The following is a 21,716-nucleotide window of genomic DNA, read 5'->3' on the forward strand; positions in this document are numbered from 1 at the left end:
TGCACTGTTGTGCTGCTAAGTTTGCACACTGGAAACAGGGTTGAGCACTTTGCTTAAGCCCAGGTTACCTAAAGCTAAGTTCAGAGTGCTGTGAATAAGCTCTGGGTTATCCATGCTGGATACTTCGCTGAGGAGTTCTTGCGCGTGCTGTAAAGTCATTTTGCGCAGCAGCCACTTCACCTTAGGTAAATGGGTGGAGTTCATTGATAAACTATCAAAACCCATAGCCATTAACAGTACAGCAGCGACTGGGTCTCCGGCCATTTCTCCGCAAATACTGACTTTCTTACCTTCCGCCTGAGCTGCACTGACCACTTCCTTGAGGGCCATGAGTACTGCTGGGTGTAAATAATCATAGAGGTCAGCAACCCGAGCATTATTGCGATCCACCGCTAGCAAATACTGGGTTAGATCGTTAGAGCCCACTGATAAAAAGTCAGCCATACGTGCTAGTTCTCGGGCTTGATAGACTGCCGAAGGTACCTCAATCATCACCCCCACCGGAGGCATTTGTACGGCAAAGCCTTCGTTGATCAGTTCCGCCCAAGCGCGATGGATGAGGTGTTGGGCATCATCAAGCTCGTGCACACCAGAGATCATCGGCAATAAAATATGCAGGTTATTTAAACCGACGCTGGCCTTGATCATGGCGCGCACCTGCACTAAGAAAATCTCTGGGTGGTCTAAAGTGATACGGATTCCACGCCAGCCTAAGTAGGGGTTACTTTCTTTAATGGGGAAGTAGCTTAGAGGCTTATCGCCGCCGATATCTAACGTGCGCATGGTGACCGGTAATGGGTGAAAGGCCTGCAGTTGCTCACGGTACATTTGCACTTGTTCACTTTCACTGGGAAAGCGTGATGTGCCCATAAATGCTACTTCTGAGCGGTATAAGCCAACACCTTCAGCGCCGCGTTGTTGGGCGCGCTGCACATCTGCAATTAAGCCAGTGTTGACCCATAATGGCAGGTGATGGCCGTCGAGGGTAATGCAGGGCAAACTGCGTAAACTGTCTAAATCCTTATTGATGAGGCGCTCTTCTTCCACCACTTCAGAGTATTGCTGGCGCAATAAAGCACTGGGGTTGGTAAACACATCACCGTGATAACCATCGAGAATCAACTCAATGCCATCTAGGCGGGTGTAAGGTAAATCCACTGCGGCCACTACCGTGGGAATACCCATCGCCCGGGCCAAAATAGCCACGTGGGAGTTGCGTGAGCCGAGCACTGAAACTAAGCCCACCAATTTATCTCGCGGCACCTCACCGAGCATGGCGGGTGAGAGCTCTTCACTGACGAGAATTGTGTTGTCGGGGTACACCAGAGTTTGTTGTTGACCTTGCTGCAGGTAGGCGAGCAAACGTCGACCTAAGTCTTTTACATCTGAAGCGCGTTCACGCAGGTAATCGTCATCCATGTGCTCAAAGCGCTGCACATGCTCGCTAACCACTTGGCGTAAAGCACCTTGCGCCCATTGCCCTTGGCGAATCACTGCAATTACATCACCGGCTAAGGCGGTGTGTTCCAGCATCATTAGATAAACATCAAACAATGCGCGTTCTTGCGGACGTAAACGTTTGGCAAGGCGTGCTGATAGGCTACGAATATCGGCGCGCACGGATTCTAAAGCCGAGGAAAACAGCTCGAGTTGGGTGGTAATGTCACCCGTTGTTTTATCAGGCACTACATCCAAATCAGCAATCGGCAGCACCACCACGGCGGTACCTAAGGCTGCGCCAGGTGCACCAGGAACGCCAACAAAACGTGCTTCTTGAATACCCTTACCTTGCTGGTCTAAGCCGCGAATAGAACCGGTCGCTTCAGCGTGGGCAATCACACCAGAGAGCTGCGCACTCATGGTGACTAAGAAAGCCTCATCACCCTCATCAAATTGACGGCGTTCTTTTTGCTGCACAACCAAGACACCCAGCACCTGGCGATGGTGAATAATTGGCGTGCCTAAAAAAGAAGCGTAGCGCTCTTCGCCTGTTTCTGGGAAGTATAAAAACTTGGGGTGATTGACAGCATCTTCAAGGGTAATGGTTTCTGCGCGGCTACCGACTAAGCCAACTAAGCCCTCGTTGGAACTCATGCTCACTTTACCCACCGCACGCTTATTTAAGCCTTCAGTGGCCATGAGCAAATAACGGTCCTGCTCAGCCTCGTATAAGTATACCGAGCAGACATGGCTGTTCATCGCCACGCGCACTTGTTTAACGATAATTGTTAAGGCCGCTGGTAAATCCTTAGCAGCGTTCACTTCTTGAGATATCGTGCGCAACATATTGAGCATGCTGCTATCGGTGCGGTTAGCGTCTGACAACTTAGGGTTAATCCCGAGTAGGAAGTTGATAAACCAGCTCTTTTAAAGCCCGGCGGTATACGTCGCGCTTAAAGGCTACGACTTGACCTAAAGGATACCAATAACTGACCCAACGCCAACCATCAAATTCAGGTTTTTCCGTAAGATCCATGCGCACCTGTTCGTCACTGCTGCGCAATCGCAGTAAAAACCACTTTTGTTTTTGGCCAATACACACCGGTTGACTATGGGTGCGGATTAAACGTTGCGGTAAACGGTAGCGCAACCAGCCGCGAGTGCAGGCTAATATTTCGACATCCTGCTCCTGTAAACCAATTTCCTCATGCAACTCACGGTAGAGTGCATCTTCGGCACTTTCATGTGGATTAATTCCGCCTTGAGGAAACTGCCATGCATCTTGATTCACGCGCCTTGCCCAAAGTACTTGTCCGTGGTCGTTGGTCAGGATGATGCCGACGTTCGGACGAAACCCATCTGGATCAATCATGTCCGCATCCTTTGTTTAAATTCTTGCCCCATTGTTCCACAAAGCGCGCCAGAGCGGCAACGCGCTTTAGTCACTGAATGGTCAGGCATTGATAAAATCGTTATGCTCAGCACTCTTTTTATCATTATTAGGGTATTTGCCGTGCGATTGGCTATTTTTGACTTGGATAACACCTTATTAGCCGGTGACAGTGATCACCAGTGGGGTGAGTATTTGTGCGCGCAGGGGCTGGTTGATGCGGAAGCTTATCGGGCCAAAAATGATCAGTTTTATCATGACTACTTGGCTGGACAGCTCGATGTCTTGGCCTATCAGAACTTTTGCCAAGAAGTTCTGGGGCGTACTGATAAGGCTCAGCTCGAACAGTGGCATGCGGGCTTTATGCGTGATTGCATTGAGCCTATTATCCTTGCGAAAGGCGAAGCATTATTAGCTAAGCACCGTGCGGCAGGGGATGTGGTGATGATTATTACTGCGACCAACCGTTTTATTACTGGACCCATTGCCCAGCGTTTAGGTGTAGAACATTTGATTGCCACAGAATGCGGTATGCACAATGGCCAGTACACTGGGGAGCTGGTGGATGTACCCAGTTTTCAGGGCGGTAAGATCATCCGTTTAAACACTTGGTTGGCCGAGCATCAAGCAACACTCGAAGACAGCTACTTTTACAGTGATTCGCACAATGATTTACCGTTGCTTGAGCAGGTAACCCACCCAGTGGCGGTTGACCCCGATGACACCCTGCGAGCCATTGCTGAGCAGCGTGGTTGGTCGGTGCTGAGTTTGCGTGATTAATAGCAGTGGTATTGGGCAGTTACAGCTGCACCTGCTATGGATGCCGCTGAAATATAATCTATAATAGTGTATTATATTGATATTAATTCAATGGAGAGCCAGTTTATGACTCGTATACAAAGTTTATTCAGCGGTATCTTGCTATCCCTTGCAGTATTTTCCGTGCAAGCGGTGGAGTTAGAGATCAGTGCTGAAGAGGCCTACGCTAAAACTCAGCAAACTGAGCAGCCGGTATTATTGGTCGATGTGCGTGACCCAGTAGAAATTATGTTTGTGGGTGTTGCTGATGCAATTGACGTGAATATTCCATTTATGTTGGTTGACCGTACGCAGTGGAATGCTGAGCGCAATATTTATCCGATTAGCCGTAACCCAGAATTTGTTGAGCAGATTAAAGCAGAGCTGGCCAAGCGTGGTTTAGATGAAAACACTGAAGTCATCACCATGTGTCGTTCTGGTAGTGAGCGCGGTGAGCCGAGCGCGAAAGTGCTGCGTGAAGCTGGTTTAGTGAACGCGCGCTTTGTGGTCAATGGCTTTCAAGGCGATGCTTTAAGTGAAGGTCCACAAGCGGGGATGCGGTTGAAAAATGGCTGGCAGAACTCTGATTTACCTTGGAGTCGCAGCTTAGACGGTGAGAAAATGTACCGCTTAGATCGCTAAGTTAGGTTGCGCTGTGTATGCGCATGCAGTATGTTAAATACATCGTTTGGAGATATTTATGTTGATTCGCACACTTAAAACACAATTGGTTCTGCAGCCTTTAGCTGTTGCGCTGAGCTGTGTGCGTTCACTGGATAACTCTGTAGCGTATTATTTTTATGGGTATTGGTTTAGCCAAAGGCGCGCCTGATACTCATACAGGCGGGCCTCTTTTTAAGGGTCGCCTACCACTGTTTTAGATAAACCCCGGTTGGCTTCCCACCCGGGGTTTTTTGTTTTTAGAATTTGAATTTAGATAAATAAGAGGACACACAAATGGCAATGTATGCAGTTTATCCAGAGCGTTTTGATGACTTGAGCTGGCGATTTAGTAACCACAAGCTGGCACTCCCCCATTGTTTAAGACGACTTTCGCGATAAAACGTATAGCGGCACAGCCGCACAGGTTAGGATAAATATGAACTCTTTAAATACCGCTATAGCATTTGATCACAACAGCGTTGCACTGGATGCAGCCAATGTTACCACGCTGCCGCAGTCTGGGCGCAAAACCCAAGTACTGGCCAGCCCGCAAGAATTACGTCAACAGTTACCATTAAGTGCGCAACTTGCGCAGCGTGTCCAGCAGCAGCGTGAGCAAGTGCGCGCCATTATCAACGGTGAAGACCCCCGTTTGCTGGTCGTTATTGGCCCATGTTCAATTCATAACATTGCTGAAGCCATTGAGTATGCTGAGCGCTTAGCCACGCTATCCGAGCAAGTATCAGAGCACATGCTGTTAGCAATGCGCATCTACATTGAAAAGCCGCGCACCACCGTGGGTTGGAAAGGTTTGCTATATGACCCGCATTTAGACGGCAGTGCCGATATGGCGCAGGGCTTGCAACTGTCGCGGCAATTAATGCTGCGTATGCTGGAGCTAAATTTGCCAGTGACTACCGAGTTATTACAGCCTCTTGCCGCCAGCTATTTTGATGATGTCTTAAGCTGGGCTGCCATTGGTGCACGCACCAGTGAGTCGCAAATTCACCGAGAAATGGTCAGTGGCTTGCAACTGCCTGTTGGTTTTAAAAACGGTACTGATGGCAGTGTTGGTATTGCTTTGGATGCCATGCGTTCTGCCGCCCATGCCCATCAGCACTTTGGTTTAGATGCCCAAGGCCGCGCAGCTTTAGTGGAAACCAGCGGTAATCCTGATACACATTTAGTTTTGCGTGGTGGGCATCAGGGGCCTAATTATGACGCACACAGCATTGCTCAAGCTTGCTCTGCCATGCGTAAAGCCGGTTTAGATGCCTCCTTGATGGTGGATTGCAGCCATGCCAATAGTGGTAAGGATCCACAGCTGCAACCGCAGATTTTACAGTCAGTTTTAGCTCAGCGTGCAGCGGGTGAGCGCAGTTTGCGAGCGGTGATGCTGGAAAGTAACTTGATGGATGGCCAGCAAGCTCTTTGCGATAACTTACAATACGGCGTTTCTATTACTGATGGTTGCTTAGGCTGGGCCAGCACCGAGCGCATGCTTTTAGCTGCAGCGCAGCAGTTGCAGCAGTCTTGATCTAGTGCTGCGTGCAGGTTTAAGGTTGTTATGCCTGCATGCACGCATGAGCAGTGCTGCCTGTTGCGGGTGTGGATTGTTCTTAGACAGTTAGCGTTAACAATTACTGCTTGTAAATAGTAATGCGAGTTATTATCATTACGGTAACTGTTACTTAGCTTGGATCTGTCTATGTATATTTGTTTATGCAAAGGTGTTACCGATCATAAAATACGCGCGCTGGTCGCAGATGGTGCGCGTAGCTGGCGTGAGGTTCGTGAGGAGACCGGCTGTGGTACCCAGTGCGGTAAGTGTGCATGCTCAGCTAAAACAATCACGCAAAAAGCCATTAAAGATACCTTAGTGGCTTCGGCTGAAAACTTAGCTTACGCCATTTAACAGCAGGCGCTGATCGTTCCCTGATTTTTCACGCAACCCGCTATAGCGCTTTTGCTGAGTCTGCTATGCTGTTGTCATCATTCGCACAGATGAGGACGGCGCACATGAAAGGCGATACTAAAGTAATTGAGCATCTCAACCGTATTCTCGGTAATGAGTTGGTGGCTATTAACCAGTACTTTTTACATGCGCGCATGTATAAGGACTGGGGTTTAAAAGCCCTCGCCAAATGGGAATATGATGAATCAATTGAAGAAATGCGCCATGCAGACACTTTAATTGAGCGTATTTTATTCCTTGAAGGGCTGCCAAACTTGCAAGATCTAGGCAAGTTACATATCGGTGAAAATACCCAAGAAATGCTCGCAAGCGACTTAGCCTTAGAGCATCGTGCCCGAACAGACTTAGTGGCCGCTATTGCTCATTGTGAGGCGGTGCAAGACTATGTCAGCCGTGATCTGTTAAAAATAATTTTGGAAGACGAAGAAGAGCATATCGACCAGCTGGAAACTGAGCTTGGCTTGATTGAGAAAGTCGGCCTACAAAATTATTTGCAGACCCAGATGGGCGAGCCTGAGTAATAGCATGCTGTGTTGGAACAGGCTTAATGAGCGCTTTGACTTAACAGTTTTGGTCTAGCAATTAAGCCTGTTCAATAGTTGCATGCTGTTTTGCTAGGCTGGCTGCTAAGCTTTCGATAGCGTTGTTACGCTCAGCATCGTGCTGTGGCTTTTTATCATTAAGGCTGGACCAGTTGGGGTAGGCGCGAGCGATTTTTAGCGGCTCAGCTAAATCGCCTTCGCGCCATTGCTGCTCCAGCGGAGTGCTCATTTGAATGCGTTCTTGCGCAGCATGGCCACGCAACTCTAAGGCAGTCAGTAAGCGCTGCTGGCGAATCGCCAATAAACGCAAGGTGCTGTCATTCACCGTAAGCTCACGTTCGCCCCGCCATTTGCCTTTTAAACGCTCGCCATAGTTGCGAAAAGTTTGGGTTAAACCGCCTACAGCGGCACCAACCACTGTGGCCATGCCTAGGCTTAAGCCACCGGTAATAAGATCAATACCCGCCCCAGTGGCGGCACCAGCGGCCATGCCACCGCCCACTTTTACGCCAAACTGTTTCATAGTGGCGGGATTAAATAAATCATCGCCCCAGCGCCCCTCTGCTAAGGGAAGAGCGTTGGCTTGGGCATCGTCTTTACGGAAGGCGTAGAGTTTTAATAATGCCTCGACACAGCTTTGTTCACGCTGGCGCACATCACTGTGCAAGCTCTGCACGGCAGCTTCCAGCTGTTCAGGATGCACACTGCGGCGGCAGGCGCTGACATCAATGAGTAGCTCGGCAATTAAGCGGTAGCCGGCTTTGCGACGTAGCGCCACTTGCGCTTGGTTATGTTCAATTAGGCGTTGTAACAGTGGCCGCTGACTGTCCAGCACTAGGCCTAAATTTTCATACAGGCGTTGCTCGCCATCTTCTGGTGGGGCTACGCTATCGAAGCGTACTATGGCGTGCAGTCCGAGGCGGGCAAGCATCTCGCGCCAAGCCGGTTCGCGTTGTTCAGTGGTGTTAACAAAGTTTAAAACAGGTAATAAAGGTTTGCCGCACATGGCTAAAATCGCCAGTTCATCGCGATATTTAGCTAGAACTGGCTCACGGGCATCAATCACATAAAAGCCCGCATCGGATTGCAGCAATTGACGCAAGATTTTGGCTTCTTGCTCAAAACGTTGGCGTGCTTCGCTAGTCTGTAAAAAGCGTTGGATTTGTTCAGGGCCATCTAAGCGCTCGCCACTGTTTGGTAGCTGCTCAAGGTAGTCGTAGAGGGCAATCGCATCTTCAAAACCTGGGGTGTCATACAGCTCAATCAGCGCTTCGCCATCCACAGATAAACGTGCGCCTTCAACATGCTGGGTGGTGCTGGGGCGATGGGAAATCGCGCCAAAGCCGACATCACGGGTTAGGGTGCGCAGCAATGAGGTTTTACCCACATTGGTATGGCCGACTACGGCCAGCTTTAATGGTGCAGATGGTTTACTCATCACCTTGCTCCAACCATGTCCAGGGCGCCGAACGGCTATGGGACAGCTGTAAGGTGTTCAGTTGTTCTTGCCAGTTTGTGAGGCGTTCGTCAGCGGCCTCGGTGGGCAGAAGCCAAACTTTGGTGTGCGCAGCATTGCGTGACAGCTCGGCAATCAGGTGCAGGGTGCCGCGATCGGCTGAGCGTTGGGGGTTGCAGGCAATCAATAAGCGGGCCGGTGGGCTGGCGCTAAATTGCTCAAGGGTCTGCCGCCGCTGTTCACGGCTATCAATCACCCCAGCATTGAGTACCTGTGCGGGTAACTCAGGGGGCCAGCTGATGCTGTCATCCAGTTCAATGGCGACAAGTACCGCCGCTTGCCCTGTCGAGCGTGAGCCTGCACTGGTACTGTGCAGCTGCTCTGGTGCTGCATCAACAATGCCTAAGCGTTCACTGCTAGGTTGGACACGTTCATGTACAGGTTGCCACACAGGATCGTTAGCATCGAGCTGTAAACAGCGTAAACCCCGGCGCCAACGCCATTCGCAGAATAGACTGCAAAGCATGCGCGGTAAAATTCCGTAAATCAGCAACATCCCCAATAGCCAACTGGCCCAAATCTGCCGTGCTTGCTCATCGGCTAATGCTTGCATGCCGCTGTGTTGAATCAGCTCGCTATCGGGTACAGCAAAGCCCAGCCATGCTGCTGGCGTACCGAGGCTATTGACCAGCGTAACAAAGGAGTCACTGGCGACAATGGTTGATTCCCACACAAAACCATAGCGGCGGGTGGCCAGTAGTGCCACTAAGGTTAATAGAGCGGTGCATAGGGTAATTAACCACCAGCCATGCAGCAGTCGCCCTAAGCCCCAGCGCAGTATTTTTTGCCGCTGCAGTAAGGTTAATAAGGCTGGCGCCAGTTGTACCGCCTTCGCGTCGCGGGCGAGGAGATTGCTCAGCCACAGCCATACCTGACTCAAGGGTGAGTTGGTCTGTTGCGAAAAAATGATACTGAAGCACCACAGCAGCAAGCTCATCAGGTTTAAACCAATTAACCCAGCCAGTGCCCAAAAAATATTAATGGCGTGTGGCTCACCACTAAGCGCCGTTTTAGCCAGGGCAAAACCTGCAATGACTGCGCTGAAAATCAGCAACCACAGGGCGAATTTAGCCCCTTGCAGCCAATGTTGCATTGCTGTGAGTAAGCCGTCACGTTTGGCTAGAAATAGTCCGCGAGCTTGCACGCGCTGCGACAGTGAACCCTGGGTGCTGCGGGCAATACGACATGCTTCGCTGTCTTCCAGTAGGCCTGTTTGGGCCTCGCGTAAACGCACGGTTTCACACAGCCAGAGGGTTTGTAAGGGTGAGAGTGAATCAGTCACAAGCATTCCATTGGATCGTGTTAATAGCACTATTGTGCCTGATTATAATGTCCGCATAACGCTAATACAGTGTAAATCCTTTAAGATAGCGAGAGAATCTTACATATATTGAGGCGCGAACTTTATGCAACATTCATTACCGATAAGTTTGATTGTCGCGGCTACGCGTAATCAAGTGATTGGCCAAGATAATCAAATGCCATGGCACCTGCCGGATGACTTACGTTATTTTAAGCAACGCACGTTGGGCAAGCCAATCATTATGGGGCGCAAAACCTGGGAGTCCTTAGGACGGCCTTTGCCTGGACGCTTAAATATTGTCATCAGTCGCCAAAACGATATTGCCCTTGAGGGCGCTGAAGTTTTTACTGATCTTGCGCAAGCTATCCAGCGCGGCCAAGAGTGGGCCACAGAGCAGGGCGTAGCAGAGGTGATGGTGATTGGCGGCGGACAGATTTATCAACAGGCTCTAGAGCTGGCGCAGCGTGTCTATCTAACTCGAATCGACCTAGAGCTTGCAGGCGATACGTTTTTTCCAGTACTGGATGCGCAGCAGTGGCAACAAACAGATGCGCAAAGCCATCCGGCTCAAAATCAAGAGCCGGGCTACACCTTTGAGGTTTGGCAGCGTACGCAGGGCTAAGTCTTAGCGCGCTGGCTTAGCAAACGGCTTGGTAGCCTTCGGCGTCAAGCAATTGTTGCAGCTCTTCGACATTGCTAGGCTGTAAGCGGTAAAACCAGCTTTGGTAAGGGTGAGTATTAACGCCCTCAGGTGCCTCGGTCAAACCTTCGTTGACTGCAATCACGGTACCGCTAATGGGGGCGTGAATGTCAGAGGCGGCTTTTACTGATTCAACCACACCCACCGGCTGACCGGCGCTGAGGGTGCTGTCTAAGGCCGGTAGTTCAATAAAGACCACATCGCCGAGAGCTTCTTGGGCGTGATCGGTAATTCCTACGGTGACTGTGCCATCTGTTTCTAAACGAGCCCACTCGTGGGTGCTGGCATAGCGTAAGTCAGATTCAATAGTGCTCATAATTTTTGTGTCCTTAGCAGGTACAGTGCGAGTTTTTATATTTTTAAGTGTTTAGGCTGAGCCTGTTAGTCAATAGCTGTGGCAGTAGTAAGCAGCATTATAATTAAAGCTAAACCAGCAACCTATAAACTGATTTATAGGCTATTGATCCTTTCTGCACAAGATCAAACCAGAATTTTGCCACTGCGTACAAAGCGTGGGTTAACCACCCGCACCGGAAACCATTTGCGCCGAATTTCGACTTCACCGCGGTCTGCGGTAGTAACCGGCACTCGGGCTAAAGCAATGGCTTTACCCAGTGTTGGTGAAAAACTACCACTGGTAATGACTCCAGAGATTTCGTTATTCACTCGAACGGGCTGACCGGCGCGCAATACACCGCGTTCCTCAAGAACTAAGCCCACCAGTTTCTCAGTAACACCTTGATCCAGCTGTGCTTGTAAGGTTTGGCGGCCGATAAAATCACGGGTTTGTGGTTCCCAACAGATAAGGTGCTCCATATTCACCGTAAGAGGTGAAACCTGCTCATTGGTATCAAAGCCGTAGAGGTTGAAGCCAGCTTCTAAACGCAGGGTGTCGCGTGCGCCAATACCAATCGGGGTAATTCCTGCGCCGACCAACTCGTTGATAAAGTCAGTCGCTTGCGTGGCAGGTAGCATAATTTCGATGCCATCTTCACCGGTATAACCTGTGCAAGAGATAAACCAATCACCTTCTTGCGCGGCTTGGTGGTGCTGCAAACTTTGCATAAGCGCAGCACGGGTTGAGTTTAAAATGGGGGCTAAACGCTCTCGAGCCAGCGGGCCTTGAATAGAAAATAAGCATAAATCATTGCGCCAGTGTACTGTGCAAGCAAAGTCAGCAGCATGTTGCTGCAGCCAAGCTTGGACGCGTGCACGGGTGACTGCATTGCTGACTAAGCGGTAGCCTTCTGCGGTACGAAAGACCATTACGTCATCAATCACACCGCCTTGCTCATTTAGGAGCAGGCTATGTTGTGCACTACCGACAGACGTTAATAAAGCAACATTGTTGCTGAGTAGGTGCTGCAATAAAGCTTGGGCTTGTGCACCTTGTAGATCAAAAATACTCATGTGCGAGATATCAAACACACCGCACTCTTTGCGCACGTGGTGATGCTCTTCCACTTGCGAGCCGTAATGTAATGGCATATCCCAGCCATTAAAATCGACCATTTTTGCACCGAGGGCCAGGTGCATATCATACAGGGGGGTACGCAATCCCATGGGATCTCCTAACCGGTCAAACGCAGTGTTTGTACCTGTGGGTAATTCAGTCGGCGCATAGTGTAGCGAGGTTGTTTCAGCTCTGCACCGCTGAGTGTCAGTATAACCTGTGTTTGTCATAACGGTAGTTAGTGCCCAGGGCGATACGCCGAGCGGCGAATTAACAAAATTACTGGCAGCAGGCCGACGACGACTAATGTCAGTGCCGGTAATGACGCCCGAGCCCATTCCCCTTCACTGGTCATTTCAAAAATACGAATGGCCAGGGTGTCCCAGCCAAACGGACGCATCAGTAAAGTTGCTGGCATTTCTTTCAAGACATCGACAAACACTAACAATGCTGCGGATAAACTACCGGGTAGTAATAAGGGTAAATAGACCCTTCGAAATAAAGCCATGCCACCAATACCTAAACTGCGTGAGGCTTCTGGCAAGGACGGTTTAATGCGCGCAAGCGCACCTTCCATTGGACCGTGTGCTACCGCCATAAAACGAATCACATAAGTCAGCAGTAGCGCGCTTAAACTGCCCAATAATATGGGCCGCCCCGCGCCGCCGAGCCAAGTGGACAAAGGGATAACCGCGTGCTCATCTAAATAACTGAAAGCCAGCATGATGGCTACAGCTAGCACTGAGCCAGGCAGGGCGTAACCTAAGTTAGCAAAGCCCACTAAAGCCCGCATGCGCCGTGTGGGTGTCATGCGCTTGGCAAAGGCCAGCAGCAAAGCGGCAGCTACAGTTAGAGCCGCAGCCATTAAGCCAAGGTACAGGGTGTGGGTAATGAGCGCAGTGTAGCGTTCATCTAAGTCAAAGCGTCCGCGCTGCCAGAACCAAACTAGCAACTGCAGGACGGGGATGACAAAGGCGCAAAGAAAAACCAAACCGCACCAAGTGGAGGCCAATACTGCTTTCCAGCCACGTAGGTTATACAGGGCTTTGCCCCGTGGACGCTCACTGCTTGGGCGAATTGCGCCGCGAGCGCGCTGCTCTGCAAATAACAATACTGCGACAAATAACAGCAGCAAGCTGGCCAATTGCGTGGCACTGGATAAGCTAAAGAACCCGTACCAAGTCTTATAAATTGCTGTAGTGAAAGTGTCGAAGTTAAATACCGACACAGCGCCAAAATCGGCTAAGGATTCCATTAAGGCTAAAGCAACACCAGCGCCAATGGCTGGTCGAGCCACAGGTAAAGCCACTCGCCAGAAAGCTTGCCAAGGGCTTAAGCCTAGTACCCGTGCCGCTTCCATAAAGCCTTTACCTTGAGCTAAAAACGCCGTGCGGGCCAGTAAGTACACGTAAGGGTAAAACACCAAAATAAACACAGTGATCACCCCGCCGGTGGAGCGCACTCTGGGGAACTGGATGCCGCTGTCAAACCACTCACGCATAAGGCTTTGTACTGGTCCGGCATAGTCCAGCAAGCCAACGAAAACAAAAGCTAAGACGTAAGCAGGAATAGCAAAGGGGAGCATCAATGCCCAGTCTAACCAACGCCGCCCAGGAAACTCACAAAGGCTGGTGAGCCACGCCAAGCTCACACCCAATAAAGTCACGCCAATGCCGACACCAACAATCAGGATAAGGGTGTTAGAAATAAGCCGGAGCATTTGTGTGTCCCACAAGTGCCCCCAGATTTGCGCATCGACAGAGTGCCAGCTCAGCAGTAAGACGCTGATGGGCAAAAATACCAGTGCGGCAAAAAATAAAGCAATTGGATACCAGCGACGTTGAGCAGGGAGGGCCACAAAAAACCTCATTTAATCAGTAAACGTTAAGCAGTACTGCGCAGTATAACCGTCTGAGTTAGTTTTGGTGTTTTATACCTCTGCGTGACAGTTGTTATCTGTCGCAAAAGTTGTGCCTCACAGTGTGCTTAAACAAGCAGAAAACTGCGCACCTAAATTGCGTAACAATTGTGTATAACCCTGTGCGGAGACTGGAATATCTACACCTAAAGGATCTAATTCAGCTAATTTAACCGGTAAGCCCGCAGCTAGGGTTTGCGCTAAGCGCGGTTGCAAGGGCGGCTCACTAAAGACGCAGGCTGCACCTGCTTGCTGTAGGCGTGTGCGCATTTGCTGCACATGTTTGGCGCCGGGCTGCACTTCACTGGATACAGCAAAAACTCCAGTATGAGCTAAGCCGTAGGCCTGCTCAAAGTAATTGAAAGCTTCATGGAAGACGAAGAAAGGTTGGTTCTTAAGTGGCGCCAGTTCTACTTTTAATTGCCCATCCACTTCCTGTAAGGCTTGGCTAAAAGCCTGCAGATTGGCGGCATAGTGCGCAGCATTTTCAGGATCCAACGCGCTTAAATCGGCGCTGATGCGCTGCGCAATAAGCTCAGCATTGTGTGGATCTAGCCAGAGGTGAGCATCCACAGTGCCGGGCTGATGGGCGTGATCATGTTCAATCAGGGCATGGCCGTGGTCGTGGTCATGAGCGTGAGCTTCGGCAAAGTACTGCAAATGCAAATCGGGTAAATCTTGCGCAGCGACACTCGGTTGGCTGCGTTGCTTAAGTAGGCGCGGTAAGAAGTTTTCCAGATCAGGGCCAATCCAATAAAATAAATCGGCGTTATCCAGGCGCTTAGCATCGGAAGGGCGCAGGACAAAATAGTGGGGAGAGGCTCCGGGCGGCAGTAACACCTGAGGTTCACCTTGGCCATCTTGAATGGCGGCAGCTATGAGCTGCAAAGGTTTAATGCTGGTTAAAATTTGCACTTGCGCTTGAGCGCTCAGCGCCAATAAGGATAAACAGCTGAGCAGTAAGAAACGTAACACTGCGGTACACTCCGTAAGTAAAGAGTTATATAATAACGTCTCTTTAAGAAGGATGCTGCTGTTATGTTTAAAACATCACCGCTGTGCCAGTCAGATCACCATCAACACTGCATCAGCAGGGCGTTGGCATCTGCAGAAGAGCTTTGCGCGCAACGGTCAGTGCGCTTAACGCCGTTGCGCAAGCGTATTCTGGAGCTGGTTTGGCAAAGTCATAAGCCGTTGGGAGCCTATGATATTTTAGATCGGTTGAGCCGCGAAGATGGCCGCCGCGCTGCGCCGCCGACAGTGTACCGTGGGTTAGATTTTTTATTAGAAAATGGTCTGATTCATCGCCTAGCTTCACTTAATGCCTATATTGGCTGCAGTCATCCGGAAGTGGCCCATGAAGGCTACTTTATGATTTGCCAACAGTGTAATAACGCTTACGAGCTGGCTCAACACACTGCCATTGATGCTGCAGTATCGGCTGAAGCGGCACAAATGGGGTTTATTGTGGAGACGCAAATGGTTGAAATTCTTGGCACCTGTGCCCCGTGTCGAGAGTGCGCATGAAACAGTCATCGTTATTATTGCGTGCTGAACATTTGAATTTAGCTTTATCTGAGCAAAGTGTTTTAGCCGATGTGAGTTTGGAATTAACCGCCGGAGAAATTGTTACCTTAGTGGGGCCCAATGGCTCGGGTAAAACTTCGCTGGTGCGAGTGTTGCTGGGGCTGCTTAAGCCAGATACCGGCAGCGTTTGGCGTACCCCGCAACTGCGTATTGGTTATATGCCACAAAAACTGGAAGTGCATGCCACTTTACCGTTATCAGTGTTGCGTTTTTTACGCTTAGTGCCGGGCGTGAACCGTGCGCAAGTGATTGCTGCATTGACGGAAGTGGGGGCGGTAAAAGTCTTAAACAGCCCCTTACAGCGCATTTCAGGTGGCGAGTTACAGCGGGTCTTGTTGGCGCGTGCTTTGTTACGTAAGCCACAGCTATTGGTGTTGGATGAGCCGGTGCAAGGGGTGGATGTTAACGGCCAACTGGAACTGTATAACTTAATTGGCCGACTGCGCGACCGCTATGGCTGTGGCGTATTAATGGTATCCCATGATTTACATTTAGTGATGGGCGCCACCGATCGAGTGATTTGCTTAAATCGCCACGTGTGTTGTTCCGGTCACCCAGAACAAGTTACTGGCGATCCTGCCTTTATTGAGCTGTTTGGCTCACGTGCGGCCAGTGATTTGGCGGTGTATCACCATGATCACGATCACCAGCATGATTTACACGGCTGTGTGTTAAAGCCTAAAACTCATCAACATGGGCCGGACTGTACACATGCCTGATTTTTTATTATACGCACTTTGCGCTGGGCTTTTGTTGGCCTTGGTTGCTGGCCCCTTAGGGGCTTTTGTGGTTTGGCGACGCATGGCTTATTTTGGCGACACCTTGGCCCACTCTGCCCTCTTTGGCGTGGCGTTAGGTTTATTGCTGGACATTAATTTAGCGTTAGCGGTGATTGTCGGCTGTTTGCTTTTGGCCTTTGTATTAGTAGCTCTGCAACATCGTCAGCCTTTAGCCTCAGATACCATTTTAGGAATCTTAGCGCACAGTACTCTGTCCCTTGGTTTGGTGACGTTGAGCTTTATGGATTCCGTGCGGGTCGACTTAATGGGCTATCTGTTTGGTGACTTATTAGCGGTTAGCGCCATGGATTTGCTCTGGATTGCGCTCGGTAGTGCAGTGGTTTTAATCTGCATGATTGCCCTGTGGCGACCACTGTTAGCCATTACTGTGCATGAAGAGTTGGCTGAGGTTGAGGGGTTACCAGTGGCTAAGCTGCGGCTACTGCTGATGGTGCTTATGGCTCTGGTGATTGCCGTGGCGATGAAAATTGTTGGGGTGCTGTTAATTACCTCTTTATTGATTATTCCGGCAGCAGGGGCGCAGCGCCATGCGCGCAGTCCTGAGCATATGGCGATAGGTGCGACCATTATTGGCATGTTGGCTGTGTGTGCAGGTTTAGCGATGTCATGGTATTACGACACACCGGCTGGCCCCTCGATAGTGGTGTGTGCTGCGGCACTCTTTTTAATCAGCTTTATCGTGCCACGCCGCCGTTAGTGAGAAACTATGGCTGAACTGCCGCTATGATTTGCGGTCTCAACTTTTAGAAAACACATGATCTAAGGATCCAGTTAGATGAATAAAACACTTACCATGACGTTTATCGCAGCAATTTCCTGCGCTACAGCTGCCTGTGCAGCTACAGATGTGCGCAGCAACGCTACTAAGCTAAGCGATGTTGCTCCTTACCCCGCGGCTCAAAAAGGACAAGTGCGCAACGTTATTTGGTTGCCGGAAAAAGCGGATGAGGATTTATTTAAAGTCGAACTGGTTCCAGGCAAAGTCATGCAAACAGACTGCAACACTCGTAGCTTAATGGCCACTTTGACCGCTGAGGACTTAAGCGGTTGGGGGTATACCTATTATGAGCTGACGGATGTTAAAGGCCCTATCGCTACCATGATGGCATGTCCAGAAGGCACTGAAAAAGAAGCCTTTGTGGCGGCACAAGGGGATAATTACACTGTGCGCTACAACAGTAAGTTACCCATTGTGGTGTATACACCCGCTGACATTGAGCTGCGCTACCGGATTTGGAGCGGCAGTGAAAAGCTGCAGTCGGCGCAGCAACAGTAAGCATTGTGACCCTCAGCTCAATACGCTTTAAGGTGGTTAACTTTAGACTGTATTGAGCAGTATCTTCTGCATCAATGCAGAGCAGTGTAGACTGCCTGCTGCTTTATTGGTTGTAGGGATATTTTAGATGTCACGATTTATTGAGCGCAGCCTATTAGTCTGTAGTTTATTGCTTGCTTTAAGTGCTTGTCAGAGCACTGTTAACCACGCTGATCAGCAGCCTGTGATTGATGAGTTTGCCATTGCTGAGCAAGTCTTTGTGACGCATTTAGATGCGCAGCAGTTGCAGCAGGCTGCCCAGCAGTTGGCTGAGTTGCAGCGTAATCATGCAGATGAACCACGCATTGCTGATTTACAGCAGCGCTTGGCTGATGCTTGGCTAGCAAGTGGCGAGCAAGCATTGCAGGATGGTGATATTGATGCTGCCAGTGCTGCGCTTATCCAAGCGAAACGCTTGCTACCACAAGCACCAGCGCTTACTGAAGGGCTGAGCAGTGCGATTGCCGCTGCGCAACTGCCTGTGCTCGAGCCTGAACCTGTGCCTCCTGCTGTGACCCGCCCACGCCCAGCCCGTCCAAAAACCGCCCCAGTTAAGCCTGCATTGACTGAACCAGCGCCGACAGTTGATAGCGCAGAGGTCGAGCCGCCAGCGCCAGATGAGCCAGAAGAGGTGCCAGCACCCAAGCGCAGCAAAATTAAAGCACGGGTGATTGATGCCAACGCTGATTTTTCCGTAGTGCCTTTGCCGATGTTAAAAAACCGCAATGACCATCAATTAGGCCGCTTGCTGGATGATGTTGCCGTTGATGTTGTGCGTTTTCGTGCAGCGGTAACGATTGAAGTGGCTGATACTCTGGATTTTCATTGGGTTGCCGCATTGCTATCAGCACGGGTTAAAAAACTGGATGCTAATTTTAAGCCGCGTTTACACGAAGTGATTCGTAGTGAAGAGCCTGCGCGCTTGGTGATTACGCCAAATAAATCGCTGTAAAATGATCTAACCATAGAATTTAAAATAACTTTTCATGCTAAGCAATGCTGGGCACACTGTCCCTTTAGCATTGCCCTAACAAGGTTTAACCGTGATTGAATTCCACGATGTGCATAAAGCCTATGCGGTGAACGGGCAGAGCATAGTTGCCCTGCAACCTAGCACTCTGCAGGTGCAGCCTGGCGAGATTTTTGGCCTGATTGGTCATTCTGGTGCGGGTAAAAGTACCTTGCTGCGCCTCATTAACCGCCTAGAAGAACCCAGTGGTGGACGCATTGTGGTGGACGGTGTCGATGTTACCGCCCTTGATGCGCAGGGGTTGCGTCGCTTTCGGCAGCGAGTGGGGATGATTTTCCAGCACTTTAATTTACTGGCTTCAAAAACTGTAGCCGATAATGTGGCGATGCCGCTAAAGTTGGCCGGTGAGTTAACTAAAGCACAGATTAAGCAAAGGGTTATTGAGCTGTTAGCGCGGGTTGGCTTAAGCGCTCATGCTACTAAGTACCCAGCGCAATTATCTGGAGGACAAAAGCAGCGAGTGGGCATTGCCCGAGCCTTAGCCACTGACCCGAAAATATTACTGTGCGATGAGGCTACCAGCGCCCTTGACCCACAAACCACTGCACAGGTGCTGCAGCTGCTGGCAGAAATTAATCGCGAACTGGGCTTAACCATAGTGCTAATCACCCATGAGATGGACGTGATTCGACGGGTCTGTGACCGGGTTGGCGTGATGGATGCCGGGGTGATTGTTGAGCAGGGTTTAGTCAGCGAGGTCTTTTTGCACCCGCAGCATCCAACTACGCAAAGTTTTGTACAAGAATCAGAAGGCGAGCATGATCTGGAGTTGGGCGAGCTGTACCAACAAGTGGCTGGGCGTATTGTGCGCTTAACCTTTTTAGGCGAAACCACTTATGCGCCTTTGCTAGGTCAAGTTGCCCGAGATACTGGGGTTGATTACAGCATTTTAGCTGGGCGCATTGGGCGAATTAAAGATCAAGCTTGTGGCCAGTTGACGGTGGCGTTAACCGGCGGCAAAGAGCTGCTAGCTGAACAGCAGTTGCGTGCTGCAGGTGTCCACGTGGAGGTGTTACGCCCATGAGTGAATTACTGATAAATATTGATTGGTACGAGATCTGGCAAGCAAGTGTAGACACCTTACTTATGCTCGGCGGCTCCTTGTTGTTTACAGTGCTCTTTGGCTTACCCGTGGGCATCTTGCTATTTTTAGTCGGGCCGCGACAAATGTTTGAGCACCGTGTTTTTTACACATTGCTGTCATTTGTCGTGAACGTACTGCGCTCGTTGCCTTTTATTATTTTATTAATTGTGATGATTCCAATTACCGTGGTGATGACCGGCACATCTTTAGGTGTGGCTGGCGCAATACCGCCATTAGTGGTGGGTACTACGCCATTTTTCGCCCGCCTGGTGGAAACCTCACTGCGTGAGGTGGACCGTGGCATTATTGAAGCGACTCAGGCGATGGGTGCCAGTACCCGGCAGATTATTTTTAATGCTCTACTGCCAGAGGCGCGTCCCGGCATTATTGCAGCAACCACAGTGACGGCCATTACTCTAGTGTCGTACACCGCAATGGCTGGTGTTGTTGGCGCAGGTGGGCTGGGCGATTTAGCCATTCGCTTTGGTTATCAGCGCTTCCAAACAGACGTGATGGTGGTAACTGTGGTTTTACTGTTACTGCTGGTGCAGGTGTTGCAAAGTGTTGGTGATCGTCTTGTGTTACGGTTTTCTAGAAAGTAATAACAACAGCCGTACTACGGCATATAACTAATTGATTTGGAGTTTTTATGAAAAAAACATTATTAGCATTAGCTGCCCTAAGCATTTTTTCTGTACAGGCTGAGCCATTAACAGTGGCTGCAACACCTGTGCCGCACGCAGAAATTTTAGAGTTCCTTAAGCCTGCCTTAGCAGAGCAAGGTGTGGAGCTGGACGTTAAGGTCTTTACTGACTATGTACAGCCTAATGTGCAGGTTGCGGAAAGTCGTTTGGATGCTAACTTTTTCCAGCACCAACCGTATTTGGATGAGTTTAACAAAACTAAAAACACCACATTAGTGAGCGTGGCTGGTGTGCACATTGAGCCTTTCGGAGCGTACTCGAAAAAACTCAAACAGCTGGATGATTTACCCAAGGGTGCCAGCGTTGTCATTCCTAACGACGCAACCAACGGTGGTCGTGCGTTATTGTTGTTGCAAACAGCCGGTGTTATTACGCTAAAAGACGACGCAGGTATCACTGCAACACCGCGTGATATTGCTGACAACCCGAAGAAAATTAAAGTCCGTGAGCTAGAAGCCGCAACATTGCCGCGAGTATTAGATCAAGTTGACTTAGCTTTGATTAATACCAACTACGCGCTGGAAGCAGGCTTAAACCCTAATAAAGATGCGTTGGCCATTGAGGGGGCAGACTCGCCTTATGTGAATATCTTAGTGACCCGTGAAGATAATCAAGATTCTGAAGCGGTACAAAAACTGGTTAAAGCCTTACACAGTGATGAAGCCAAAGCTTTTATCAATGAAAAATATAAAGGTGCTGTAGTTCCAGTGTTCTAAAAGCAACAGCCAACCCCCTTCCTCTTGAGGTTTCTTCCTCTCAGGGGTTGGCTGCTTTAAGCGGCCAGTCGTGCCAATTTCTGTTATTCGTAATTTTCCAAGCGGGCGCTGTCCAGAATACAGATGAGGCGGCCCTCGACACGAATAATGCCTTGGTCACTTAGGTGGTGAATAATACGCGAGAAGGTTTCTGGCTGAATGGAGAGGTGTCCAGCTACCAAGCGCTTAGCCATGGGTAGCTCAAAACTTTGCGTATCACAGCGACTGCATGCTTTTAAAGCTTGCGATAAAATGTAGCGAATCACCCGATGGGTCGCGTTTTTTAAAGACAGGATTTCAATTTCATTGAGGCGCTGATGCATGCGCACTGAGAGTGCTGCCAGTAATGCCATGGCGGTTTCAGTATTATCACGTAGCAAGCGAGTATAAGTTGCGTTAGATAGCATCAGTAGCTGGGTTGGCAGTACCGCTTGTGCGGTGGCAACATAATTGCCAGTGCCCATAAAAGCCATGGCTTCAGCAAAAGTATTGCGCTCACCAATTACATCAAAGACTTTTTCTTGCCCGTCTGGGGTCAGCCGGTACACCTTGATGCTGCCAGAAATAATAAAACCGAAGCTGTTACAAACATCGCCTTGGCGAAAAACATAACCACCTTTTTCAAGGTTTAACAGCTGGCTGTCTTCCAGTAGCTGACTGAGCTGGCTTTCGCTAAGGGCAGCGAATAAGTGATGTTCTCGTAATATTTTTTGATATAAAGGATGCGGCTCCATAATGATGCT

The 21,716-nt window shown here is 49.8% G+C and carries 23 protein-coding genes; 14 read left to right on the forward strand and 9 right to left on the reverse strand.

Features of this window, described 5'->3' with window-relative positions:
* Positions 1-15 precede the first annotated feature (15 nt).
* Both ptsP and O6P33_RS02225 read right to left on the reverse strand, forming a co-directional pair.
* On the reverse strand, positions 16-2,295 hold the full coding sequence (gene ptsP, locus O6P33_RS02220) for a phosphoenolpyruvate--protein phosphotransferase (protein ID WP_269819444.1): 2,280 nt from the start codon (positions 2,293-2,295) through the stop codon (positions 16-18).
* A 37-nt stretch (positions 2,296-2,332) separates the two neighbouring features.
* Positions 2,333-2,812, reverse strand: coding sequence for an RNA pyrophosphohydrolase (locus O6P33_RS02225; protein WP_269818623.1), 480 nt, complete (start codon positions 2,810-2,812; stop codon positions 2,333-2,335).
* A 141-nt stretch (positions 2,813-2,953) separates the two neighbouring features.
* Between O6P33_RS02225 and O6P33_RS02230 the strand changes: the two genes are divergently transcribed.
* The 5 genes from O6P33_RS02230 (at position 2,954) to bfr (ending at position 6,787) form a co-directional block, all read left to right on the forward strand.
* Positions 2,954-3,610, forward strand: coding sequence for an HAD family hydrolase (locus O6P33_RS02230; RefSeq protein ID WP_269818624.1), 657 nt, complete (start codon positions 2,954-2,956; stop codon positions 3,608-3,610).
* Between the two features lie 105 nt (positions 3,611-3,715).
* On the forward strand, positions 3,716-4,270 hold the full coding sequence (locus O6P33_RS02235) for a rhodanese-like domain-containing protein (protein ID WP_269818625.1): 555 nt from the start codon (positions 3,716-3,718) through the stop codon (positions 4,268-4,270).
* Between the two features lie 457 nt (positions 4,271-4,727).
* Positions 4,728-5,828, forward strand: coding sequence for a 3-deoxy-7-phosphoheptulonate synthase (locus O6P33_RS02240; protein WP_269818626.1), 1,101 nt, complete (start codon positions 4,728-4,730; stop codon positions 5,826-5,828).
* A 171-nt stretch (positions 5,829-5,999) separates the two neighbouring features.
* On the forward strand, positions 6,000-6,206 hold the full coding sequence (locus tag O6P33_RS02245) for a (2Fe-2S)-binding protein (RefSeq protein WP_269818627.1): 207 nt from the start codon (positions 6,000-6,002) through the stop codon (positions 6,204-6,206).
* A gap of 104 nt (positions 6,207-6,310) precedes the next feature.
* Positions 6,311-6,787, forward strand: a complete 477-nt coding sequence (gene bfr / locus O6P33_RS02250; RefSeq protein ID WP_269818628.1) for a bacterioferritin — start codon at positions 6,311-6,313, stop codon at positions 6,785-6,787.
* Positions 6,788-6,848: 61 nt separating this feature from the next.
* Here the strand turns inward: bfr and O6P33_RS02255 are convergent, their stop codons facing one another.
* Both O6P33_RS02255 and O6P33_RS02260 read right to left on the reverse strand, forming a co-directional pair.
* A complete protein-coding gene (locus O6P33_RS02255; protein WP_420094953.1) occupies positions 6,849-8,249 on the reverse strand; it encodes a GTPase/DUF3482 domain-containing protein in 1,401 nt (466 codons plus the stop codon).
* The gene (locus tag O6P33_RS02260; protein ID WP_269818630.1) at positions 8,239-9,606 is read right to left on the reverse strand and encodes a DUF2868 domain-containing protein; all 1,368 of its coding nucleotides are present in this window, start codon (positions 9,604-9,606) and stop codon (positions 8,239-8,241) included. Before O6P33_RS02260 ends, O6P33_RS02255 begins: the two co-directional genes overlap by 11 nt.
* A 124-nt stretch (positions 9,607-9,730) precedes the next feature.
* Between O6P33_RS02260 and O6P33_RS02265 the strand changes: the two genes are divergently transcribed.
* The gene (locus O6P33_RS02265) at positions 9,731-10,249 is read left to right on the forward strand and encodes a dihydrofolate reductase (RefSeq protein ID WP_269818631.1); all 519 of its coding nucleotides are present in this window, start codon (positions 9,731-9,733) and stop codon (positions 10,247-10,249) included.
* Between the two features lie 16 nt (positions 10,250-10,265).
* Here O6P33_RS02265 and gcvH read toward each other — a convergent pair whose 3' ends face one another.
* The 4 genes from gcvH to znuA all read right to left on the reverse strand — a co-directional run bounded on the left by gcvH (position 10,266) and on the right by znuA (position 14,673).
* Entirely contained in the window at positions 10,266-10,643 is a 378-nt protein-coding gene (gcvH, locus tag O6P33_RS02270) for a glycine cleavage system protein GcvH (RefSeq protein ID WP_269818632.1), read from the reverse strand.
* A 164-nt stretch (positions 10,644-10,807) separates the two neighbouring features.
* Complete coding sequence (gene gcvT, locus O6P33_RS02275) at positions 10,808-11,890, reverse strand: glycine cleavage system aminomethyltransferase GcvT (protein WP_269818633.1); 1,083 nt, start codon at positions 11,888-11,890, stop codon at positions 10,808-10,810.
* 128 nt (positions 11,891-12,018) lie between these two features.
* Complete coding sequence (locus tag O6P33_RS02280) at positions 12,019-13,638, reverse strand: ABC transporter permease (protein WP_269818634.1); 1,620 nt, start codon at positions 13,636-13,638, stop codon at positions 12,019-12,021.
* A gap of 117 nt (positions 13,639-13,755) precedes the next feature.
* A complete protein-coding gene (gene znuA / locus O6P33_RS02285; protein ID WP_269818635.1) occupies positions 13,756-14,673 on the reverse strand; it encodes a zinc ABC transporter substrate-binding protein ZnuA in 918 nt (305 codons plus the stop codon).
* Between the two features lie 63 nt (positions 14,674-14,736).
* Here znuA and O6P33_RS02290 point away from each other — a divergent pair, with 63 nt between their 5' ends.
* From O6P33_RS02290 to O6P33_RS02325, 8 genes are all read left to right on the forward strand, one after another.
* The gene (locus tag O6P33_RS02290; protein ID WP_269818636.1) at positions 14,737-15,225 is read left to right on the forward strand and encodes a transcriptional repressor; all 489 of its coding nucleotides are present in this window, start codon (positions 14,737-14,739) and stop codon (positions 15,223-15,225) included.
* Positions 15,222-16,004, forward strand: coding sequence for a zinc ABC transporter ATP-binding protein ZnuC (gene znuC, locus O6P33_RS02295; RefSeq protein WP_269818637.1), 783 nt, complete (start codon positions 15,222-15,224; stop codon positions 16,002-16,004). The genes O6P33_RS02290 and znuC overlap by 4 nt, the downstream gene beginning before the upstream one ends.
* Positions 15,997-16,782 (forward strand): zinc ABC transporter permease subunit ZnuB, encoded by a 786-nt coding sequence (znuB, locus tag O6P33_RS02300; protein ID WP_269818638.1) that lies wholly within the window; start codon positions 15,997-15,999, stop codon positions 16,780-16,782. Before znuC ends, znuB begins: the two co-directional genes overlap by 8 nt.
* Before the next feature lie 78 nt (positions 16,783-16,860).
* Entirely contained in the window at positions 16,861-17,361 is a 501-nt protein-coding gene (gene eco / locus O6P33_RS02305; protein ID WP_420094954.1) for a serine protease inhibitor ecotin, read from the forward strand.
* Between the two features lie 127 nt (positions 17,362-17,488).
* Positions 17,489-18,352, forward strand: coding sequence for a hypothetical protein (locus O6P33_RS02310; RefSeq protein WP_269818639.1), 864 nt, complete (start codon positions 17,489-17,491; stop codon positions 18,350-18,352).
* A 91-nt stretch (positions 18,353-18,443) separates the two neighbouring features.
* Positions 18,444-19,454, forward strand: coding sequence for a methionine ABC transporter ATP-binding protein (locus tag O6P33_RS02315; RefSeq protein ID WP_269818640.1), 1,011 nt, complete (start codon positions 18,444-18,446; stop codon positions 19,452-19,454).
* The gene (locus O6P33_RS02320; protein WP_269818641.1) at positions 19,451-20,116 is read left to right on the forward strand and encodes a methionine ABC transporter permease; all 666 of its coding nucleotides are present in this window, start codon (positions 19,451-19,453) and stop codon (positions 20,114-20,116) included. Before O6P33_RS02315 ends, O6P33_RS02320 begins: the two co-directional genes overlap by 4 nt.
* Before the next feature lie 47 nt (positions 20,117-20,163).
* Complete coding sequence (locus tag O6P33_RS02325) at positions 20,164-20,934, forward strand: MetQ/NlpA family ABC transporter substrate-binding protein (RefSeq protein WP_269818642.1); 771 nt, start codon at positions 20,164-20,166, stop codon at positions 20,932-20,934.
* A gap of 83 nt (positions 20,935-21,017) precedes the next feature.
* Here the strand turns inward: O6P33_RS02325 and O6P33_RS02330 are convergent, their stop codons facing one another.
* On the reverse strand, positions 21,018-21,707 hold the full coding sequence (locus O6P33_RS02330; protein ID WP_269818643.1) for a Crp/Fnr family transcriptional regulator: 690 nt from the start codon (positions 21,705-21,707) through the stop codon (positions 21,018-21,020).
* Positions 21,708-21,716: the final 9 nt, after the last annotated feature.

Origin of the sequence: Denitrificimonas caeni (assembly GCF_027498055.1) — a bacterium.
Taxonomy (GTDB): domain Bacteria; phylum Pseudomonadota; class Gammaproteobacteria; order Pseudomonadales; family Pseudomonadaceae; genus Denitrificimonas.